The following is a 22366-nucleotide window of genomic DNA, read 5'->3' as shown; positions in this document are numbered from 1 at the left end:
TGAACAGTTCGACCCCGTCGAAGGCGATGGGCCGCCACCCTTGCGGGGTGCGCAGCCTCGCTGGATGGCCCTCCACGTCATGCGGTTGCGGCGCATCACCCAGTTGATGGAGCGTTCTCACGCGCTGTCCGGGGCGGTGGCCTGGCTGGGCGGCTGCGCGCTGGCAGCGGGGCTTGGAGCACGACCGGCGGTGGGCACCGTGGTGGTCGGCGCAGCCGTCACCACGGTGCATTACCGCCAGACGTCGATCACCCCGGGTCGGTCATCGCCCGGTCGCTGGGTCCGGTAACCCGGCTGATCGCCCGGGGCACAGCGGCGGGCGCGGCAGCGCTGCGGACGGCCTCCTGCCGCTGCTGCACTGGCCGAGGCGGACACCGAGCGGTCACGCACACCCTGCTGTTCGCGGTCGCCGCCGGCCTGCTGGTGTCGCTGCTGTACCGGCTCGCAAGAGGTTGACCGCGCGGTTGCGGGCGGCGTCCGGCGCTGCGGTCGCTGACGATGGACGCGCTGTCGTGCAGGCGGCCCGGGATCATGACCTGTCGTGGCCGGTCGTCGCCGCCGCGTTCGCCGCGCATGCCGCTGCCGTGCTGCCCGTCCAGCCGCAGCCTGTCGAGGTGTTGGGCATCGATGAGATTCGCCGGGGCAGGCCGAAGTTCGTCCTCGACGAGGCCACCGGCGCCTGGCAGAGCACGGTCGACCGCTGGCACGTCGGGTTTGTGGATCTGTCGGGCGGGCAGGGGGACTGCTCGGGCAGGTCGAGGGCCGCACCGCCCAGGTCGTGGCCGACTGGCTCCTGGCACGCCCGCCGACGTGGCGTGATCAGGTCCGCTACGTCGCGATCGACATGTGCACGATCTTCAAGTCCGCCATCGAGCGGGTCCTGCCGCACGCCCAACTCGTCGTCGACCACTTCCACCTCGTGCAGTTGGCCAACGCCACCGTCACCGGGGTCCGCCGCCGGGTCACCGTGCAGGTCCGCGGCCGACGCGGACGCAAAGGCAACCGCGAGTGGGAACTGCGCAACCGGCTGACCCGATCGGCCGCCCGTATGCGCGCCGAGCATGTCGACGACCTCGAAGCCGAACTGGCCGCGCTGCCGGCACGCATCGGGGCGCCGATCCTGGCCGCCTGGAACGCCAAGGAAGACCTGCTCGACCTGCTCGCGCTGGCCCGTCAACCCCAATCGCGAACGCGTCGCCGAGCTGCTCTACCGCTTCTACCGCCGCTGCGCCCACGCCGATCTGCCCGAACTCGCCCGCCTGGCAACCACCGTGCAGACCTGGTGGCCCCAGATCCTCGCCTTCCTCCACACCGGCATCACCAACGCTGGCTCCGAAGGCACCAACCGAGTGATCAAAACCGTCGCCCGCGACGCCTACGGCTTCCGCAACCCCGTCAACCAGCGACTACGCACCCGCTGCGCCACTGTCGCTTCTCGTTCAATCTGTCGGTCCGTCATCGCGCTGACCTGCCCTTCGCCACATGCGAGCCCGTCGACGAGTCGGGCCGGCTTCTCATCTGATCTGGCGGATTTCCGTGCCGCGAGCGTCCGGCGGGCCGCCGGAGCAGGGTCTCCGCCACTTTCGCTGAGACACCGGCCGGTGTTCGCCACCCGGTTCGCCATCGCGCCGCCCGCTCGCCACTTCAGCTGAGAACCGACAGCCACCACCCGACAAACCCGAGGACACCTCAACCCCCGCTAATTTCGTAGAGCCTTTATCCGGGATTCTCGCAACTAAACCTAGAGGCGAAAGTGGCGAATATGCTGCGCGTTCGTGAATACGAATGTATTACTAATACATTCGTATTCATGTCGGCCGCCCAGTAGGGTGAATGTGGAAAAAAAATCCTAATTTTTTCTCATGAGCTTCCCGACGGCCGTGAAAGTGAGGTGCACAGGTCACTTCGGTTGATGACCTGCATACGCCTGATTCGCTCTCTACCGAAGGACTTCGATGTATTTCTATGCTCTGAAACGGATGGTCGTCGCGTTCGTGCTGGCATTGCCCGGCACGGCGGTCGCCACGGTGGTCGCCGCGCCGGCGGCCCACGCCGACGGCTGCTACACCTGGACAAGAACCCTTAAGCAGGGACGCTCCGGCAACGACGTCCGGCAGTTGCAGATCCGGGTGGCGGGTTGGGCCGCCTACCGAAACATCGTCCATATCGATGGCATCTATGGCCCCGAGACGGCCGCCGCGGTCCGGCGCTTCCAGTCCGCGTACGGCCTGCGGGTTGACGGCATCGCCGGTCCGCAGACGTTCGCCAAGATCTATAGCCTGCAAGACGATGACTGCACCCCGCAGCACTTCAGCTACAGCGAGTTGGACAACGGGTGTGGCAAGGGCGGGTGGAGCGGTGGGCCGCTGTCCGCGAGCGCCACCCGGGAAGCCGCAGTACGTACGATGTGGAAGCTGGAGGCGCTGCGGCGCAGCCTTGGTGACAAGCCGCTCTACGTGACCAGTGGCTTTCGCGACATCGCCTGCAACCGGCAGGTCGGCGGTGTGTCGAACAGCCAGCACCTCTACGGCAAGGCGGCCGACCTGCAATCGCGTACCTCGTCACTGTGCGAGGTGGCCCGAGAAGCCCGTAACCACGGCTTCAGCGGCATCCTCGGGCCGGGATACCCAAACCACAACGACCATGTCCACGTGGACTCCCGCCGGGAGAACAACAGCGACAACAGGCCTAACACGACCGACTGGTCAGCCCCGGCCTGCGGAGTCGGCTGAGTCGCTGGCGAAAGAGGTCGCCGGGTTGCCCGGCGCGACGCGGAACCCAACGTCGGCCTCGCTCGCCCGCTCGACTGGTGTGGATCCCTCTGACGTGGTGTCGGCGGGGCCGTCTACCGTGAGTCCTTTTCCTCCGGGTGCGGCTCTGGTGAGGTGCGGCGACACGCTGTGTGGCCTGGGGATGTGTTACTGGTTGTGATGGTGAAAGGGATCCTCCCGCTATGTTCGTCGGTTGCGAGACACGAACATCAGCAAAGAGGGAGCCCGGTGCAAGAGTACGCATCCGAGACGGCGGACGATGCTTTCGCCGGCTCATCCGTGCGGTTCGGCGCGATGGTGGACTTCCTGTCCGGTGAGCATGCGGCGGGGATGACTCACGCCGAACTGGAGGAGCGGCTGCATACCGATGGCATGCGGTTGCTGTGTCAGTTGTTGCAGGACAGTCTGGATCTTCGTGCCAGTCGGGAGGAACGGCTCGACGAGGTGACCGACGCCGATAGCCATCTGCGGGGGTGGGCCGAGCGCAGGGCTATTGCATTGTCGTGTTGCTGCTGGTCACGGTCGGTTTTCCGGTAGTCACGGCGTCGATGAGCTCGTGTGGGCGGTGACTGGCCCGGCGAGTTGCTTCGGCGATGTTGGTGGCGCCGTCGGTGTGGTGGTATCCGATTGCGGTGTTACGGAGGGTGGCGAACACGGCAGGACCGTTGTGGGTCCTGGCCTGGTGGGCGTCTTCACGTAGCGTGACGTCTCGGACGTGATGTAGGCGGTTCTCGATATGCCATTCAGAGCGCGCCCAGGTGCCGAGGTCGGCGGGTTGGGCCTGGTCGGCGGGCAGCGAGATAGTCAGGTACTCCGTTTCGCGAGTGGTCTTGCCCTTGATCGTGCGGGTCCGGGTGATCCGGACGGCCTGTTCGGCGTTGGGAAAGCCCAGCCCGCCGGGGGTCTTGACGGTGAGTGCCTTGACGGTGCGGGTCTCTTTGCGGCCGTGACCGGTCTCGCGGGTCTGTGCCCCGACCGGGACCTGCGCCCAGGGCAGGGCCTTGAGCTGGGCGAACAGCTTGGGTTGGTTGGCCTTGATCGGGACCATCAGATGAGCGTCGGCGGAGGCGAGCAGATCGGCGTGCCCGGTCTGGGCGTGCAGCGCGTCGGCGACGACCAGGACGTCCTTCAGGGATCCCAGCACGGCCGCAACCAGGCGTAGTAGTGGGGTGAACGCCGGGATTTCGTTCGACTTCGCCGTGATCTGAACCTGGGCGAGCACGATCCCGGTGCTGGTGTCGTAGGCCGAGAGCAGATGCACCTGCCGCCCGTCGGCGAGGCGGGCACCCCGGGCGACCTTCCCGTCGATGGCGATGACGAGTCGCCCCCGGCGCCCGCCGATCACGACCGGCCCGGCCCGCTCCCGCAACCAACACGCGAGGACCTGCGACAACACCTCGGCGTCGAGCCGGATCAGCAGCCGCCACACCGTCGTCGCGGCCGGTACCCGGCCGTCGAACCCGAGCCGGGTCCACACCGACTCGTCCTGGAAGCGCATCCAGTCCGCGACCGCGGCGAACGTGCACGCCCCGGCGAGTACCGCGCACACCGCCGCCGCCAGGACACTGACCAGCGGATACCGCCGGCCCCGCGGATCGCGCGGGTCGTTGATGACCGCCAACGCCACGAACAAGCTGCGGCGGTCACTGTCACGGTCGCTACCGGTGACCACAACCGGTGACGGCAGGCTGGGGGGTCGGTGCGGCAGCACGATCTCGGTCAGTGATGATGACATCAGCGGGTACGGTCCTGTTCTCGATCACGGTTGTCTTCGCAAACACCATGATCACCAACGGGCCGTACCCGTCCCACATGGACCCCGGACCTCGCCGAACCCCCTGCGAAACCCCAGTTCAACCGCCCTTTGATCGACTACGCAACAGCCCTTGGGATCATCCGTTCCTTGACCGGCAGCGGCCCGGAACGAGCGCGTGCGTCTACATAGCGCTGATGAGCCTCGACCCACCGGTGCTGGACCATGCGCTGGAAAGCCTCCCAGATCGCCTTCGAGGGCCGGCTCACCCCGGCCAACCACTGACCACCTCAACAACCAAGATCAGGCTGCTAGCTTGGCGCTCCCGTATCAAAAGTACGTGAATCAAATGCCCTCCAGGTACGATCGTATTAGCACTACAGTTGTATTATTCGGCCGAGTTTCCTGTTCGGCTATTTGGGGTAGGTCGAGTTGAGTAGTGTGGAACCAGTCTTCGTCGGCCTAGATCGGCAGTAAGTCTCCAGTCCTGGCGTTCAGAGGCCGGCGAAGAAGGTGCACCATGGCAGGTCTTCTGGACTGCACATCACGGCCCCGGTGGATAGGTTCGCGGCGTTAACTGAGGTCTCCCACTCGCGGTATCCATCTGCCGGGGCCTATGATGACTCTCGACTCAGAGACGATGGGGAAGACGAAGTTCCTCACAACCGATTGGCCCACAACGTCCGATGTGCTATCTACCGCGAACGATCCAGAGGATCGGACGAATAGCAGGCCTAACCGGCGGCAACCGCCACGACGCCACCCAGCCCATGCCCCTGGTCGACAAGATTTCCCGACGCCATCATCTTCTGGCACCGACTCCAACGCTCAAAGAGTTAGGAGCTCTAAATGAGCCAAGTCGGGTTCGAATGCGCACCTCTCTGGGACCGATGGGGGGCCGGTCAGCCTCGGGAAGGCGGGCGCCCCTGCTTCCGCTCCCGTCCGTCATCGGGGTGCGCCGGTGACGGACGGGGTAAAGATCCTGAATGGTCAGGTTGAGTCGGGGTTCGAGGGTAAGGCCGGCGTGGATCAGAAAGCCGTCGAGCAGGTCGGGGCGGTACTGGATGCGCTTGAGCCGGTTGCGGACGATCGTCAGAAGGTGGTCGACACCGCGGACGGGCACTTTCACGTGCTCGACCCGCCACCACAACGAGTTCATCAAGGCGCGAGGTTAACCGTCCGCAGAAGGAATACAGTTGTAGTACTTGCTACGGCCATATGGCCTGAGTAAGTTGCGAATCGGCTCAAGCGCTGCACGTTCTTCTGATAGCCTTCTTTTCGGGGCAAAGAAGGCCGCCTTCTGTCGCACCAGTACGACAGAAGGCAAGCGGGCACACTGCTTCGCTGGGGTCAGCGGGCATCTCTGTTTGACGTTCCGAAGGCTTCGCCATGCGTAGCTAAAGCTTTGCTCCAATCAGGGAGCCGATAGAGGTTTAGTGGTGGCAGAATGTGGAGTATTTGGATGGAGGAGGCCGACGCTCTATAAAGGCGCGTTCGATATCGCGAAGAAGCTTACCGATCTCATTTCGGGGTTGCAACCCAGGCCAAGGTTGCCAAAGTGGGCGCGGAGCACCTCTGGAAGGCAAGTGAAGAGAGCAATGCCCGGCAATTCGCCGATCTCGGTCAGTCCCAAAGTTGTGAATCAGAGGCTCGTAGGTCCCGAGGAACCTGCGCGACGCGCAATCCTCACAGATCACACTGAGCGGCCCACCTGCAGGCTCGATCGAGTAGCAATATGGATGGAAAGCTGGCCGAGGAGCGTATCCAGACGGAATCCAGGTAATCTTGGGGCACTAGAGGGAATATTATGGCATACGATCCGGAACCGGAGAGGCCTCTTGCCTCCCGATATGAGTCGGACAGGGAGAATCCGCCGAGGTACGAGTCGGACAGGGAGAATCCGCCGAGGTACGAAGCAGACAGAGCCTATCCCTCGAGGTACGAAGCAGACAGAACCTGCCCCTCGAGGTGCAGACTAGAGTCCAATTGGTATCGATGGCCCAGACTTGGCGCTATCCAGATACTGGCATTGGTGATACTGACCGTAGTTATTATTGCGTGTTTGGGATATGTGGGTTTTTTACATGTGCGCGTTTGGCAGCTGTAGGATGGAATTGAAAGCCAATGCGCCTCGCCGCTAATTGCACAATGGGCTAGAGTAGAGAGAGGAAAGAGATATGGTTAGCTCCGCGTCTCAGGAGCAGCATCTCCGTAGGGAACCCGCACCAAGCGACCGAACGGATTACACCTACGGTACCGGACCATCCGCCCCCACCCCTGATCAGCAGCATCTCCGTAGGGAACCCGCACCAAGCGACCGAACCGATTACACCTACGGTACCGGACCATCCGCCCCCACCCCTGATCAGGAGCATCTCCGTAGGGAACCCGCACCAAGCGACCGAACCGATTACACCTACGGTACCGGACCATCCGCCCCCACCCCTGATCAGGAGCATCTCCGTAGGGAACCCGCACCAAGCGACCGAACCGATTACACCTACGGTACCGGACCATCCGCCCCCACCCCTGATCAGGAGCATCTCCGTAGGGAACCCGCACCAAGCGACCGAACCGATTACACCTACGGTACCGGACCATCCGCCCCCACCCCTGATCAGGAGCATCTCCGTAGGGAACCCGCACCAAGCGACCGAACCGATTACACCTACGGTACCGGACCATCCGCCCCCACCCCTGATCAGGAGCATCTCCGTAGGGAACCCGCACCAGCACAAACATATCCACTGCGTGAAGGTCCTGAGCAAGCCTATCGATCCGAACACCTCCGTCGGAATTTGGAGCGATCTCATTTCCTGGCTCATCTCATAAGAGAGGAGCTAGAGCGTTCCTATGCGGCTCTGATGGCGTCCGGCGGCGTGGCGACTGGCTGGCGGGATCGGAACTCCGACCGAGCAGCTCATCGGCAGAGCGGCCCCCACGAAGATCCGCGGCGAACCCGTGCTCCACGGGACCCCTACCGGGAGTGATCCCACCGCATCTCTAAGTTTTCTGGTTGGCCCTCGTGTGAGTGAGTTGGGAGCACGGACTAGACAAAGGATAGTTAGTCTACAGGGGCAAGTCTCATCCGGTTTAGCTTCTCCACAAAAACAGCGGAGTTACTATGCCTTATGCAACCCAGACTCAGCTCTCGTCGCCAAAGGCGATGGGGCGGGATGCGCTGGGTGCGACTTAGGCCCAGGCCTCTAACTACCGACGGTTGCCAGCCCGGAAGGTCGCACAGGTCTCCAGAAACAATCCTTCAGGGCCATCACGTCACGACGCGAAACTCCCCTAGAGTTTCGTTGCCCTGATTCTGATCGCTGGCTTTCCGTTACCTCCCGACCACGAATCGCCTTACGATGCGATGATGCGACCTAGGGCGCTGTCAGCCAGCTCACTCAACTTCACCGAGATTCTGAGTTTCTTGCGTCTGCTCGGGCATCTGCGCTACACGCAACCGATAGGGTTGGCCCGCCGCCCAGTACCTTCTCTCCGCTTGGGCGGCGGAACAGCCCTGGAACTCTCCCGTGCGGGACCGACGTCGGTCACCAGCAGCGTGCCGAACTAGAGTAATTAGGCTGGTGATTTTCGACGTAGGATGCTAATGGAACGGTGGCGGGCCGCTGCGGCTTTAAAGCAAGTAGAAGGGTATATCCCTCGGGTATGTGCGGCTTAGCGCCCGAGCTCGTATGCAAGGGATCAAGGCGGATCGTCTGTTTGAAAGCAGATCTATCGCTGATTCCTTGATATTGGATCGGCGCCCGAAACATGTGCGGAAGCATCGCGGACTCATGGCGGAGTTCCAGAAACTCATGCAGGTTGCGGCTTTGATAAAAGGTCGCGCTCAATACCTCATGGAGATCGGGGGGTCCTGGCTGGTGCCACGTGAGCGGTAGCAGGAGACGATGCCCTGTCCAGTAAGCTGCTGGTGGCATAGAGCGTAGTTACAGTCGTTGGTCGGCGTAGAGCTGAAAGGCAGATTATGCCCATGGTCCCAATGGCGGCATCACCGGCATCACCGGAAGCGTCGGATAGACCCTTGATGCCGCCACGTCGGCGGTCACAACCTCGGGTGCAGCTCAGCACCCGTGTTCCGGAAAGCCTCATCGACAGGGTGCGGGCCTTTGTACAGCAAAACGAGACATCGGTTCAGGCCGTCACGGAGCTGGCCCTGGACGAGTTCCTGCGTCACCGTAGCGCGTGATGCTTACTCAGAAAGGGTCACACGGCGTCACCACCGCCTGGCGGTACGTCCGCGAAGCTGTCGACCTCCTCGCCGCAGCCGCCGATGATGTGGCTACTGCGATGGACCGTATCCGCAAGCTGGCATACGCGACCCTCGACGGCACGCTGATCCCGGTCAACCGGGTCGCCGACCAGCGGCCCTACTACTCCGGCGCAAGCACAAGCGCCACCGCGTCAACGTGCAGGTCATCGCCGACGCCGCCGGGCGGCTGGCCTGGGCATCGGCTGCGCTGCCCGGCACCACTCATGACCTGAACGCCGCCTGCGTTCACGGCATCAGCGACGCGCTGAACAGCGCCGACGTGATGACGTTCGCGGACTAGACAGCCGATGCGCCTAACTGTCAAGCAGCGAGCCACTGTCATCGGTTAACTGTCCACCGGCGGTGCGGATCTGTCCCACCACATGGCATGTTTTGGGCCTTCCGGTCATCGTCCTGGCTACGCTCGTTGCTCGATCGCTCACGGCGAGCATTCAGGTCGCTGCACTGAAAACAACGGTAGCTGGCCGTTGGTGGACATCTTCTTCTCGACCAAAAGATCCTCCTGTTTCTGCGTGTCTCCGTTCTGACATACGAACGGCAGAAGCTGTATGGCACGCAACGCTTCAGCACGAGAGATCATCTGATCGTCTTCAACCCGAGAAGCCAAGGCTGCTTCGATGGCTTGGCGGATCCAGGCGGTCTTGGTCATACGGACTTCTTTGGCCGCCAAGGCCGTAGCATCGTCAACTATAACGGGTATCCGCAGGGACCGAACAACCATTGCATCCGAATGCGGCGAATGGTTCGCCAACTCCCGATTCGGACAAGATTGGCAGATGGTTTCACCGGTAGAATCAACCGCATTATATTGCATTTCAAGTGTACCCCTGTCGTTCACTGATGGAGCGATTAGCCTGAGCCGGGATAGACCCGTCCGTGCGTGAACCTGGCTGGGTACTGCTCGGTAGCTCCGTATCAGTACCCAGCCAAGGTCTTACCCCATCCGATACCTGTTTATCCGTAAGCGCCGCGCTCGACGCAGACCTACTGAAAACATACCACATATAGCTTGATCACCTCGGCAATCCCCGCCTAGAGCGTCGGAGTTGACTTAGCATCCATCCGCTACTCTGGTGAAGCTTTAAATTTCGCCCGAGTTGCAGCGGAGAACGCTTATTCCGCCTGCCGATAAGACAAGCGTGCCCACTCTGTTGATGGACATAAGTCTCGGGGTAAAGTTCCCCCTGGGCCTTGCGAGTTGTCAGGAACAACGGCCTGCGGCGTCGTTCCAAAATGAGATGGGGTAAGAGTCTTGACACCATCATCCCAGTAGATCAATGTACCGTCAAATAGTGGACCTGCTCGATAAGCCGGACGCAGATCATCAACGTTGCGTCGGAGGATATCTTCGGCCCTGACCCTTGCATCGTTGCTCATCCTCAGTAATTCCCTTTCGCGGATAGGCACCACCCCTAAATGCTATGAAGGCGCGAGCTAATGGCTTGCAAGCGGCTTGGACCTGTTTCCGGTTCTTGTCGAACGCCATCCGGGGACGGAACGCATATCCGCAGAACGTGAACGTCACCTGCTCGAACTCCAAGCGGCGTCGGCTGTCCTTGCAGTACACGATCTTCGTCTTGTCGGGATGGAGCACCAGCCCGATCTCGGCGAACCGACCTTCGATCGCCGCCCGCACCTGACGGGCTTGCCGTTCGGTCGCACAATGGACCACCGCATCGTCTGCGAACCGCTCGAAGGAGACGGTCGGGAACTCCCGGGCCATCCACGTATCGAAGCCGTAGTGCAGAAACAGGTTGGCGAGCAATGGGGATACGGGACCGCCTTGCGGCGTTCCCTTCGTCCGGGGGTTGAGGGTGCCATCGGGCATCAGCATCGGCGCTTTGAGCCAGCGTTCCACATAGAGCATGACCCATTTCGAGTCCGTGTGCCGCTCGACCGCTTTCAGCATGAGATCCCATGGCACGGAGTCGAAGAAGGCTTTGACGTCCAAGTCGACGACCCAGTCCTTCTTGAAACACCGCTGTCGGCACACCTTGACCGCGTCCAGCGGCGACCGCCCGGGGCGGTAGCCGTAGGAGTCATCGTGAAAGACCTTCTCCACGCCCGGCTCCAAAGCCATGACCGCCGCCGTCTGCGCCACCCTGTCGATCACGTTCGGGATGCCGAGGACCCTCGTCCCGCCTTTCTTGGGTATCTCCACCGCTCGGACCGGACCGGGAAAGTAGCTGCCCGAGGACATGCGATTCCATAGTTTGTAAAGGTTGCCTTTTAGGTTTTCCTCGAACTGGGCAATCGTCACACCATCGACCCCGGCCGCTCCTCCATTCTCTTTCACTTTCAGCCACGCATCCCATACCAGACGCTTCGGTATGTCGTGCGACTTGACCTGAGACTTTGGCTCACTCATGCGATTCCTCCCTTCTGGTTGATCACATTCGCTCACCAGGACGACCCCGCCCCTTGGCTCCACCTCCACTGCGATACGCAGAGGCTTCACAGCTACTACGGGCGAGTCCGCCAGCGCGCCTCGCATCGGTACTCTGCTCCTCGCGGATTAGCCGCTTGGAGTTCTCCCTCTCGCCGCCTATTCGGCGACAGTGTCGGAACGCGCCTTCACACGTTCCATGCGAGAGCCTTGTCCGGGCTCATGCTGCCTATATGCCGGAGACCACCTGGGCAGTAAACGGGTATCCCCCAGACTCATCCCGGAATAGTCTTGCGACCCCGGTTTCGATCTCGTCTGACTTCATTTCGACACGTCAACGGCAGAGGGCCTGCGCCCATCGCTCATCTTCCCGGACCCCACCCACGGGCACGGCAAAGTCGGCGGGTGGGGTGTTTAGGCTGGTAGAAGGTCCAGGAGTTTGAGGATCCGGCGGTTCGTGCGGGCGTTGTATCGCAGCGCGGCGGCGATGTTGGTGGTGTCGTGGATTCTGAGCAGGCTGACCACTACGTTTCGTAGGGTTGCCATGACGCGTGGCGTGTTACCGGTCCGGACCCGGGAGGCGTCCTCGCCGAGGGTCACATCCCTCACCCAGTGCAGAACCTCGATTCCCCAGTGTTGGCGCACGTACGCGAGCAGGTCAGCGGGGTCGGCCTGCTCGGCGGTGAGGCTGGTGACATACAGCATCGCCTGGTAGCTGGTCTTGCCTTTGACGGTGACGGTCCGTTCGATCAGGAACACCTGCGCGACGTGCGGGAAGTTCACCTCGGGCGGAGCGGGTATGACCTGGATGGTGCGTCGCTCGTGCCGGCCCCGGTCGTCGTCCACGCTCCACGCGGTGACCGGCACCCCGGCCCAGTCCAGAGCGTCGAGCCGGTCGAACAGGGTGGGCTGGTTGTCCAGCACCGGGAAGATGAAGTGCGCGTCCTTGACCTGGCGCAGCCATCGGGCATGCTTACGCTGCGTCTGCATCGCGTCGGCCGTCACCACCTGGCCGGCCAGCTCGAGGGGCGTCAACAGCGGTACGAACGCGGTGATCTCATTGCTTTTGCCGTCGACCTGGCGCTGGGCGAGTACCACCCCCACGCATGACAACGCGGCGAGCAGGTGCGGCGCCGGGTTGCCGGCGCTCTTCGCACCGCGGCTGGTCTTGCCGTCCACCGCGACCTGGATCAGCCGCGGCCGGTGCCGACCGCGTGTACTGGCCCGCCAGCGGCGCTGGCCAGCGGCCTTGGCCCGGCGACGGGCCTTACGACCTCGCGGGGGCCGTACCCCGGTCCGCGCCTTCGCCCGCTGCGCCGCCAGGGCACGCCGCTGCAGCCACCGACCCATCACCGCGTCCAGCACGTCACCGTCGAGCCGGGCGCACAACCCGCGCACCGTCTTCTCATCCGGACCGACATACCGGCCGGTCGCCGGAGCCACCCGGGCGCCGAACACCTTCAGGGTCTTCTGTGAACACCCGGCGATCCACTGCCCGATCGCGTACACCGACGTATTGCCGGCCAGCACCGCCGCCAGGGCCAACCCGACCACCGTCGGCAACCGATGCCGGATCCCTCGCGCGTCCCGCGGATCAGAAACCTCCGACAGCGCCGCGACCAGGCTTTCCTGCCTGTTACGGCCCAACAGGACCGGTCGTGTCTGCTCGTCCGGCTGGTCTTGGACAGCGTTGATCAGCAATGATGCAGGCGCGGGCACGGTACTCCACAGGGTGATCCGAAGGCGTAGACAACCTCAAGATCACCGGAGCCGTGCCCGCCCCGTCAAATCCACTCTGGACCACAACACAAAGTCCTCACACGAGCACTCTCCGACTTTGCCGTGCCCGTGCGGACCCCACCTGACGCGATCAGGCCGCGCCTTTTCCCGCGACGTTCACCACAACGGTCTTTAGCCAATGCAGCTCGGGGTGGTTTAAAGCCTCTCCCCGCAGAGCGACTCTCCCGGCTTCGACGGTTGGCGGGCATGCGGCGGTGGCGGATCTGCGGGTTGACCTGGGGCGATGGGCGTGGGGAGGCTTCGGGGCCGTTTGCCCACGGCTCCGGATCCTGTTTTCCCAGCTCAGCGGCTATTCGGCGGTCTTGAGGCTGCTCATCTTTGGCGGGAGCGGGACACCGCAGTCGGTGAAGAGTTTGGTCTGGGTGTCGGTGAGCCGGGTGGTCTGCTGGAGGCTGCCGGCCGGGCCGGAGAGGGTGACCTGGTGGATCCGGCCGAGTTCGGCGGCGATCTTGGGCCAGGACTGCTGGGTGCGGCGCTCAGCGACGCGGATCAGTAGCAAGGCGAGCCAGCACAGCAGCACGTGAGCACGTATCCGCTCGTCGAGGCGGTGGTAGACCGGCCGCAGGTCGAGGGTGGATTTCAGGGTGCGGAAGGCGCGTTCGGCTTCGAGGAGGTTCTTGTAGCCGAGCGCGATGTCCTCGGCGGACAGGTCGGGGTCGCTGGTGGCGAGGAGGTACTTGCCGTCCAGGCGGGCCTCGGCGGCGACCTTGGCGGTGTCGATGGACAGCCGTCCGGTGGTGGGGTGCTGCTTGAGCCAGCGGCCGAGGGCAGGGTGGTCGCGCAGCGCGCACTCGGCCTTGCGGTGCGGGGCGTCCGAGGGGGCCGTGGGGCGCTTGCCGGTCTTGGCGGCCTTGGCCTTCGCCTTGGTCGCGTCGGCTTCCCGGGCGGTCTTGATGCGCGTCAACTCCTCGCGGATCGCGGTGAGTTGGTCTTCGCGTCGGGCGGCATCGCGTTCGGCCTCGGTGGGGTTGTGGCAGATGATGAAGCGTCTGCCCTCGTCGCCGTCGAGGCGGACCTCTTTGACGCGCAGGTTGTCGCGTACTTCCTGGTAGCGGCCCTGGCGGGCCAGGGCCTGGTCGGCGCGGTGGGAGCCTTCGCGCATCTTGATGCCGGTGATGTAGTGGCCGCCGGCCCGGCGCAGGTAGGACTGGTTGGCCTCGGAGGAGAATCCGGTGTCGCAGACGGTGACCACCCGGCCGAGCCGCCAGTCGCGCAGGCCGTCCTTGACCTCGGTGATGGGAGTGTCAAGTTAACGGCTGATCTTGGTTGTTGAGGTGGTCAGTTGTTGGCCGGGGTGAGCCGGCCTTCGAAGGCGATCTGGAAGGCGTTCAGTGGTGCTTTCCAGCGTATGGTCCAGCGTCGGCGGCCGGCTCCGGTCGGGTCGAGGCTCATCAAGGCCATGTAGACGCACTTGAGTGCGGCCTGCTCGTTCGGGAAGTGGCCACGAGCTCGCACGGCCCTGCGGATACGGGCGTTGACGGACTCGATCGCGTTCGTGGAGCAGATGACCTTGCGGATCTCCACGTCGAAGGCGAGGAACGGCACGAACTCCGCCCACGCGTTCTCCCACAGCTTCACGATCGCCGGATACTTACGGCCCCACGCCTCGGCGAACTCGAGGAACCGCTCGGTGGCGGCGTCCTCGGTCGCCGCGGTGTAGACCGGCCGCAGCGCTTTGGCGATCTTGTCCCAGTCCTGCCGGGCGGCGTAGCGGAACGAGTTGCGCAGCAGGTGCACCACACACGTCTGCACGATCGTGCGCGGCCACACCGTCTCCACCGTCTCCGGCAGTCCCTTGAGCCCGTCACAGACCAGCATCAGCACGTCGGCCACGCCGCGGTTCTTCAACTCGGTGAGCACGTGCAGCCAGTACTTGGCGCCCTCGCCGCCGTCACCGGCCCAGATACCGAGGATGTCGCGGTGGCCGTCGACGGTGACCGCCATCGCGAGGTAGATCGGCCGGTTCGCGACCTGACCGTCCCTGATCTTGACGTTGATGGCGTCGATGAACACGACCGGGTAGACCCGGTCCAGGGGCCGGTTCTGCCACTCGGCCATGCCGTCCATGACCTTGTCGGTGATCGTGGAGATGGTCTGCTTCGACACCTCAGCGCCGTAGACCTCAGCCAGGTGCGCGGCGATCTCGCCGTGGGTCAGGCCCTTGGCCGACAGCGACAGGACCATGTCGTCGACGCCGGTCAGACGCCGCTGCCGCTTACGCACGATCTGCGGCTCGAACGTCCCGGCGGCGTCGCGTGGGACCCGCACCTCGACCGGCCCGACGTCGGTGAGCACCGTCTTGGTCCGGCTGCCGTTACGGGTGTTCCCGCTACCCCGACCCGCCGGGTCGTGCTTGTCGTAGCCGACGTGGTCGGTGATCTCCCCATCCAACGCCGACTCGAGGACCCGCTTCGTCAGCTGCTGCAGCAGCCCACCCTCGCCGGTCAGCTTCAACCCGTCACCACGAGCCCGATCGACCAGCATCGCGATCAACTGCTCATCCGTGACCGCACCCACCGGCTCCACGGCCGGCTGTCCCACGGTGGTCTCGGTCGTCATCTGGCGTCTCTCCCTTGATCGGTCGATCAGCCGTTATTTGTACAGTCCCCCGTGTCCGGCTGGGCTGGGATTGGCCGCCCTGCCAGCGGCGATGATGGTGTCGTAGCGGCGTCGGTAGGCACCCAGTAGCCGGTCGTCGATGGCGTGGGCGCCGTCGGTGCGGGCATGCCGGGTGATGTCGTTGATCTCGCACAACAACCGGATCATCTGCTCGGCCCACACCTGACCCGGGTCGGTATCGCAGATCCCGGCGAGTTCGCGCAGGTGGTGGGCGTTGCACAACTGGTGAGCGAGGCCGTAGCGGCGGTAGGGGGTGTAGCCGTCGTGCACGGCGATGCCGGTGAAGACGGGCAGCACCCCGGCAGCGGTGATCGCCTCACGTCCCCGCGATGGGTGCACGACGAACAGTGACAGGGTGTCGGTGGAAGCCGAGTGCACCCACGCGTTCGTGCTGGCCACCCGCAGCGACGTCTCGTCGAAGTGGGCCACCGGCGCGGCGCAGATCTGGTCGCGTACCACGTCCAGAAACGGGCCGAGTGCGCTGCTGGTGCGCGCCACCACGCTGACCAGGGCCCCGACCGACATGCCCACACCGAGCAGATCGGCCAGGGTCTCGCAGGCCCGCTCGTACGGCAGATGCTGGTAGCCCACCAGATACGCGCCGACCGCCCGCACCCGCGGCCCGTACTGGGTCGGGGCGCCCACCCCATCCGGGACCGGCGCCATCGGCACCGTGCCGCACCGGCAACGGCGATGCCGCAACCGATGCTCCACCACGTGCAGCCGCACGTCGGGCAGGTCGAACACCTGCCGTGTCTCCACCGACGTCACCGGCGCCCGCCGCAACGACCGGCCACAACACCGGCACCCAGTCGGGCGATGCGCCACCACCTCGTCCGGCGTCTCGACCTGCCGCAACGTGAAACCCGCATCCCCCGGCTGCTTGCCCGGCGGCCGATCCGACGGCAGGCGCCGCGACCGTGGCGGCGGCTTGACCGGCCCATCCGACGACGGCGGCTTCGACGACGTCCGCGAATCCCGGCGCAGCCGCGCTTCCAACTCCGCGACCCGCCGCGTCAACACCTCAATCCGCGCGTCCCGCTCAGCCAGCGCCTACTCCAACGGGTGCGGCTCTGGTGAGGTGCGGCGACACGCTGTGTGGCCTGGGGATGTGTTACTGGTTGTGATGGTGAAAGGGATCCTCCCGCTATGTTCGTCGGTTGCGAGACACGAACATCAGCAAAGAGGGAGCCCGGTGCAAGAGTACGCATCCGAGACGGCGGACGATGCTTTCGCCGGCTCATCCGTGCGGTTCGGCGCGATGGTGGACTTCCTGTCCGTGAGCATGCGGCGGGGATGACTCACGCCGAACTGGAGGAGCGGCTGCATACCGATGGCATGCGGTTGCTGTGTCAGTTGTTGCAGGACAGTCTGGATCTTCGTGCCAGTCGGGAGGAACGGCTCGACGAGGTGACCGACGCCGATAGCCATCTGCGGGGGTGGGCCGAGCGGGGGCGGCAGCGGACGCTGGCCACCCGGTTCGGTGAGGTGGTGGTGACGCGTATCGCCTACCGGGCGCGGGCGCGGGCCGATCTGAACCCGGCGGACGCGGTGTTGAACCTGCCCGTGGAGAAGCACTCGCATGGACTGCGCCGGTTGGCCGCGGCCGAGGCGGCCCGCGGCTCGTTCACCGACGCGGCGGCCGCGATTGAGCGGGCCACCACGGTGCGTATCGGGAAACGGCAGGTCGAGGCGTTGGCCGCCGCAGCGGCGATAGATGTGGATGCCTTCTACACCGCCCACGCCCCGGACTGGTCGGCCGATGATGATGTGCTGGCGTTGTCCTTCGACGCCAAAGGGGTGGTGATGCGCCCCGACGGGCTCCGCGCGGGCACCGCCAAGGCCGCGGTCAGCCAGAAACTGGCCGGCCGCCGGTCCAAGGGCGAGAAACGCAACCGCAAGCGGATGTGCGAGGTCGCCGCGGTCTTCGACGTGACCGGCAAGCCGCGCACCATCGCCGACATCCTGCCCGAGGACCCCGAAGCGGCCCAAACTGCTACCCCGGCGCCGGTCACCTCCGGCAAGTGGCTGCACGCCAGCGTGACCGACGACGCCGCGGCGGTGATCGCCGCCGGGTTCGCCGAGGCCGACCGCCGCCGCGACCCCGACCACGCTCGGACCTGGATCGCCCTGGTCGACGGCAACACCCACCAGATCGACCGGATCCACGCCGAGGCCAAAACCCGCAAGATCACCTTGCCGGTTGTTGTGGACTTCATCCACGTCATCGAGTACCTCTGGAAGGCCACCTGGTGTTTCCACCCGGAGGGGCGACCCGAACGCCGAACGGTGGGTCCGCGCCCAGGCCCGGCAGGTGTTGGCCGGACGGGCCGGCATAGTCGCCGCAGCCATCCGACGCAAGGCCACCTACCACGGCCTGGACCCCGGCAAACGCAAACCCGCCGATGTCGCCGCCGCCTACCTGCTGGCCAAAAAACCGTACCTGGACTACCCGACCGCGCTGGCCAACGGGTGGCCGATCGCCACCGGGGTGATCGAAGGCGCCTGCCGCCACCTGGTCAAAGATCGTATGGACGTCACCGGCGCTCGCTGGGGCTCGACGGCGCCGAAGCAATCCTCAAACTCCGCACCCTGATCAGCAACGGCGACTTCGACCAGTACTGGACCTGGCACCTGGCCCAGGAACAACAACGCATCCACAACAGCCGCTACCTCGGCGGTGCCATCCCACAATAGACGATCACCTCAGAGGAGCCGCACCCTACTCCAACCGGGCAAGCCGCTCCACCAGCTCCACAACGGCGGCGAGTCGGACACGACGGTCAGGATGACTCAAACCACCAACAAGATCAAGCGGACGATGAAGAACCTGCTGAACAGTTACGCCGCCGGCACTCCATCTGCGACTGGCGATCCCCGCCGACTACGAACGATCAACGGCCGGCGCCGTGGAGGCCCAGGCCGCATAACGGAGCCCTCCACGATTTCAGGGGATTGACAGCCACGGCGGGAAGTCGACCGGCAGTTGCCGCCACGAGCAGCCGGGTCCAGACCTGACTCCCGATCCCCAGGGCTCCGCAGTGCGCAAGCGCTCAGGAATCAACGGTCAAGCAATCATGATTTACAGCATCAACATGTTATACAGAACCTATCCTGGTGGGGGAAAGTAAACTGGCTGCGGCTCCATCCTCTTGCGAGCGACAATAGAGCCGACGCATGTCGTACTTGACCAGAAAGGGAGTCTTGTTATTCCGCTCAAGAAGAAGGATAGCACCAACGACGAGACTCAAGAACTCGTTGAGTGGATCAAAAGCTTATCGAAGCTCCCAACCAGCCTGAACGGACGCCGGAAGACGACCGGCGGGAAAGGCTGGAAACAATCCTGAATTTGAGTAGAGTTAGCCACTTGATCGCAGGCCAACGAATCATTATTACATCCATTGGGGTGACGCTATCAGCCATTTTCATCCTGCGTAGCGGTCGGCTTCGACGTGGTGCAGAACGAGGATGGCCTGCACGATCGTGGTCGCTCGCCGTGGGCAGCAGCGCAGCTTGAACAGGATCTTCCGCACCACCGGCGCGACGAACATCGCCCGAGCCACCCGCCAAGCCAACCGCCGATCACACGACCTGATCAACGCCGTGACCAGCAGCTACCGACAACGCATAGCCCTGGTCAGGGAGGATAGGGCTTGTCGAGAGTCCTGGTCATCCCGTCGCAGAAGGCCACTTGCTGAGTGAAGGCTACCGCAACACGTCCGAAGATCCTGGTGACCGGCGGCGGGCGAGGGGTCAGGGCTGTTGCGTAGTCGATCAAAGGGCGGTTGAACTGGGGTTTCGCAGGGGGTTCGGCGAGGTCCGGGGTCCATGTGGGACGGGTACGGCCCGTTGGTGATCATGGTGTTTGCGAAGACAACCGTGATCGAGAACAGGACCGTACCCGCTGATGTCATCATCTGACCGAGATCGTGCTGCCGCACCGACCCCCAGCCTGCCGTCACCGGTTGTGGTCACCGGTAGCGACCGTGACAGTGACCGCCGCAGCTTGTTCGTGGCGTTGGCGGTCATCAACGACCCGCGCGATCCGCGGGGCCGGCGGTATCCGCTGGTCAGTGTCCTGGCGGCGGCGGGTGTGCGCGGTACTCGCCGGGGCGTGCACGTTCGCCGCGGTCGCGGACTGGATGCGCTTCCAGGACGAGTCGGTGTGGACCCGGCTCGGGTTCGACGGCCGGGTACCGGCCGCGACGACGGTGTGGCGGCTGCTGATCCGGCTCGACGCCGAGGTGTTGTCGCAGGTCCTCGCGTGTTGGTTGCGGGAGCGGGCCGGGCCGGTCGTGATCGGCGGGCGCCGGGGGCGACTCGTCATCGCCATCGACGGGAAGGTCGCCCGGGGTGCCCGCTCGCCGACGGGCGGCAGGTGCATCTGCTCTCGGCCTACGACACCAGCACCGGGATCGTGCTCGCCCAGGTTCAGACCCGGATCCACGGATAGCGGAGGCGTGATCGCTACGCATCGGTGATAGGCGATGGGTGGTGTGGGTGTTTCGGTGGGTGGGCATGCCGGTTTCCCGGGTGGCGCCGGGTTCGCTGGTCTCCGTGGGCTGGGACATGGCCGATGGGCCGAGTGGTCAGGTCCAGATGGGTAGCCGGCGAGCCGGGCCAGGACTGAGCCAGTAACTGTTGCCTCGGGGGTAGCCGTAGGGTGACCTGCCGGGCGTGGCGGACCAGCCGGGCGGGCACGGTGATCAGCCGGTGGCGCAGGGTGCCGAGGTGGTTGCGGCCTCGTCCGTCGCCGTCGTCGAGGCCGGCCAGTTCCTGCAGCCAGGCGGACAGGTTGACGGCCAGCAGCGCCCCCCACATCCACACCGTGTTGGCCGCCCGGCTGCCGGAGGGCAGGTGCCGCAGCGCGGCGCCGTGCTTGGCATCCCGGATGCGATCTTCGATGTCGGTGCGCATCCGGTGCCAGGCCTCCACCGCGACCGTCTTCGCCGGGGTGGACACATCCAGGTTGGTGGCGATGAACGAGTACGCGTACACGTGCCCGACCAGGCCGTCCAGGGCGAGCGTGAGTTGAGCTTTGGGGATGGTGCGCCGGCGGCGGGCGCGTGGGTCGGCCGAGATATCGGTAGCGTGGACCTTGACCCGCCGCACCACGGTCATGGTGGCGGGTGGCCAGCCGGCCGGTGCGTAGTCGCACACGGCGACCTGGGCGCCTTTCATCCGTTCGGCTTTGCGCCATGCATCGTCGGGGATCGCGGCCGCGGCTCGCCAGACCGCGGGGTTGCGGGTCACTCCGAGGGAAAAGTCGCAGCCGGCCTCCACCGCGGCCTGCGCGATGTCCTTGGCGAAGTAGCCCACATCGCCGCGGACCTTCGGCCGGGCGGTGACCCCGGCCGCGTTGAGGGTGGCCACGCTGCGTTCGATCAGCGAGCCCGCTCCCGGGCGGGGGTCTTCATCACCGGCGAGGAGGTCCGCGGCGGTCACCACCCCGGCCTCCGCCCACGTGGCCACGTGCGGGCGCCCGGCCGGGCGCCCTTGTAGCTGTAGGCGATCCCTTCCTTCTTGGCCCGTACACCTCGACGTCGGTGCCGTCCAGGTCGATGGTGGCCCCACGGTGCGCAGCACCGCCCGCCGGGCGGCGGCAGCAAACCGACAACCCGGCAGGCGATCTCCCCGATGCCTTCCTCGATACCAGCCACCTGCGCCGGACCGAACCGAGACGCCAACTCCACCGCGGTGCTCGCCGCCGGCGTGGGCACCGCGGACAACGCCTCACCCGCCGTATCGGCGCGGCGGCGATCCAGACCCACCCAAACTGCGCGCCGCACATCTGCGCCTGCGCCACCGCGACCAGGAACTCTCCGCGGACAATCCTCGATCCCGCTGCTTGATTCGGCCCACGGCGTCGTCCAGCGCGGCGGTCACGCCCAGCCGGCCGACCAACTCGGCCACCGCCACCACACCCGAGACCGGCGTCAGCGACGCGTCCGGTGCGCCAACACGGACACGACCTGCCAAACCAGGTATCTTCTTCACCGAACGGGTGTCCTCCCACAGCGGCGGATTGGTGTCTCGACAACCCAATCGTCCCTGCTGGCAAGGCATCCGTTCATCTATGCCACGCGGTGGCATATCCCTATCCGCGGATCCGGGTCAGATCACGGCGAAGTCGAACGAAATCCCGGCGTTCACCCCACTACTACGCCTGGTTGCGGCCGTGCTGGGATCCCTGAAGGACGTCCTGGTCGTCGCCGACGCGCTGCACGCCCAGACCGGGCACGCCGATCTGCTCGCCTCCGCCGACGCTCATCTGATGGTCCCGATCAAGGCCAACCCACCAAGCTGTTCGCCAGCTCAAGGCCCTGCCCTGGGCGCAGGGCCGGTCGGGGCACAGACCCGCGAGACCGGTAACGGCCGCAAAGAGACCAGCACCGTCAAGGCACTCACCGTCAAGACCCCGGCGGGATGGGCTTTCCCAACGCCGAACAGGCCGTCCGGATCACCCGGACCCGCCACGATCAAGAGGCAAGACCACTCGCGAAACGGAGTAGTACCTGACTATCTCGCTGCCCGCCGACCAGGCCAAACCCGCCGACCTCGGCACCTGGGCGCGCTCTGAATGGCATATCGAGAACCGCCTACATCACGTCCGAGAACGTCACGCTACGTGAAGAAGACCAACCAGGCCAGGACCCACAACGGTCCTGCCGTGTTCGCCACCCTCCGAACACAGCAAATCGGATACCACCACACCGACGGCGCACCAACATCGCCGAAGCAACTCG

13 protein-coding genes and 5 pseudogenes are annotated in these 22366 nt (G+C 64.8%); 8 read left to right on the top strand and 10 right to left on the bottom strand.

From position 1 onward, the window contains the following. Positions 1–64: 64 nt before the first annotated feature. The 4 genes and pseudogenes from QTQ03_RS30495 to QTQ03_RS29065 all read left to right on the top strand — a co-directional run. Positions 65–435 (top strand): annotated as a pseudogene (locus tag QTQ03_RS30495) (metal-dependent hydrolase); the annotation flags it as partial. Beyond that, a pseudogene (locus QTQ03_RS30805) lies at positions 426–1427 on the top strand (ISL3 family transposase); the annotation flags it as partial. The pseudogenes QTQ03_RS30495 and QTQ03_RS30805, both read left to right, overlap by 10 nt. Positions 1428–1955: 528 nt before the next feature. After that, the gene (locus tag QTQ03_RS29070; RefSeq protein WP_289281172.1) at positions 1956–2732 is read left to right on the top strand and encodes a D-Ala-D-Ala carboxypeptidase family metallohydrolase; all 777 of its coding nucleotides are present in this window, start codon (positions 1956–1958) and stop codon (positions 2730–2732) included. Between the two features lie 267 nt (positions 2733–2999). Beyond that, positions 3000–3308 carry a hypothetical protein gene (locus tag QTQ03_RS29065; protein ID WP_289281171.1) on the top strand — a complete coding sequence of 103 codons (309 nt, stop codon included), beginning with the start codon at positions 3000–3002 and terminating at the stop codon, positions 3306–3308. Here the strand turns inward: QTQ03_RS29065 and QTQ03_RS29060 are convergent. Beyond that, positions 3262–4506, bottom strand: a complete 1245-nt coding sequence (locus QTQ03_RS29060; protein WP_289279424.1) for an ISAs1 family transposase — start codon at positions 4504–4506, stop codon at positions 3262–3264. The genes QTQ03_RS29065 and QTQ03_RS29060 overlap by 47 nt on opposite strands. 979 nt (positions 4507–5485) lie before the next feature. Between QTQ03_RS29060 and QTQ03_RS29055 the strand changes: the two genes are divergently transcribed. Together QTQ03_RS29055 and QTQ03_RS29050 are read left to right on the top strand one after the other, a co-directional pair. Beyond that, positions 5486–5755, top strand: a complete 270-nt coding sequence (locus QTQ03_RS29055) for a hypothetical protein (protein WP_289281170.1) — start codon at positions 5486–5488, stop codon at positions 5753–5755. A gap of 2999 nt (positions 5756–8754) precedes the next feature. Beyond that, positions 8755–9092: pseudogene (locus QTQ03_RS29050) on the top strand (transposase family protein); the annotation flags it as partial. A 141-nt stretch (positions 9093–9233) separates the two neighbouring features. Here QTQ03_RS29050 and QTQ03_RS29045 read toward each other — a convergent pair. The 6 genes and pseudogenes from QTQ03_RS29045 to tnpC form a co-directional block, all read right to left on the bottom strand. Beyond that, entirely contained in the window at positions 9234–9464 is a 231-nt protein-coding gene (locus QTQ03_RS29045) for a hypothetical protein (protein ID WP_289281169.1), read from the bottom strand. A 675-nt stretch (positions 9465–10139) separates the two neighbouring features. Beyond that, complete coding sequence (gene ltrA / locus QTQ03_RS29040) at positions 10140–11183, bottom strand: group II intron reverse transcriptase/maturase (protein WP_289281168.1); 1044 nt, start codon at positions 11181–11183, stop codon at positions 10140–10142. A gap of 432 nt (positions 11184–11615) precedes the next feature. Further along, positions 11616–12902 carry an ISAs1 family transposase gene (locus QTQ03_RS29035; RefSeq protein ID WP_289276634.1) on the bottom strand — a complete coding sequence of 429 codons (1287 nt, stop codon included), beginning with the start codon at positions 12900–12902 and terminating at the stop codon, positions 11616–11618. A 388-nt stretch (positions 12903–13290) separates the two neighbouring features. Continuing rightward, positions 13291–14244 (bottom strand): annotated as a pseudogene (locus QTQ03_RS29030) (IS1634 family transposase); the annotation flags it as partial. 35 nt (positions 14245–14279) lie between these two features. Beyond that, positions 14280–15485, bottom strand: a complete 1206-nt coding sequence (locus QTQ03_RS29025; RefSeq protein ID WP_289280776.1) for an IS256 family transposase — start codon at positions 15483–15485, stop codon at positions 14280–14282. 108 nt (positions 15486–15593) lie between these two features. Then, complete coding sequence (gene tnpC / locus QTQ03_RS29020) at positions 15594–16643, bottom strand: IS66 family transposase (protein ID WP_502889897.1); 1050 nt, start codon at positions 16641–16643, stop codon at positions 15594–15596. 273 nt (positions 16644–16916) lie between these two features. On the opposite strand from tnpC, the gene QTQ03_RS29015 reads away from it, so the two are divergent. Next, on the top strand, positions 16917–18317 hold the full coding sequence (locus tag QTQ03_RS29015) for an ISKra4 family transposase (protein ID WP_289281167.1): 1401 nt from the start codon (positions 16917–16919) through the stop codon (positions 18315–18317). Between the two features lie 728 nt (positions 18318–19045). Here QTQ03_RS29015 and QTQ03_RS29010 read toward each other — a convergent pair. Beyond that, positions 19046–19147: pseudogene (locus QTQ03_RS29010) on the bottom strand (IS5/IS1182 family transposase); the annotation flags it as partial. 546 nt (positions 19148–19693) lie between these two features. Here QTQ03_RS29010 and QTQ03_RS29005 point away from each other — a divergent pair. Beyond that, on the top strand, positions 19694–20101 hold the full coding sequence (locus QTQ03_RS29005) for a transposase family protein (protein WP_289281166.1): 408 nt from the start codon (positions 19694–19696) through the stop codon (positions 20099–20101). On the opposite strand, the gene QTQ03_RS29000 is transcribed toward QTQ03_RS29005, so the two are convergent. Then, positions 20088–21194, bottom strand: a complete 1107-nt coding sequence (locus QTQ03_RS29000) for a transposase (RefSeq protein WP_353890664.1) — start codon at positions 21192–21194, stop codon at positions 20088–20090. The genes QTQ03_RS29005 and QTQ03_RS29000 overlap by 14 nt on opposite strands. Positions 21195–21353: 159 nt before the next feature. Continuing rightward, entirely contained in the window at positions 21354–21617 is a 264-nt protein-coding gene (locus QTQ03_RS28995) for a hypothetical protein (RefSeq protein ID WP_289281164.1), read from the bottom strand. Positions 21618–22366: the final 749 nt, after the last annotated feature.

The sequence above is a fragment of the Micromonospora sp. WMMA1363 genome, from assembly GCF_030345795.1.
In the GTDB taxonomy this organism is placed as follows: domain Bacteria; phylum Actinomycetota; class Actinomycetes; order Mycobacteriales; family Micromonosporaceae; genus Micromonospora.
The sequence above is the reverse complement of the archived record's forward strand: the minus strand, read 5'-3'. Positions and strand labels throughout refer to the sequence as shown.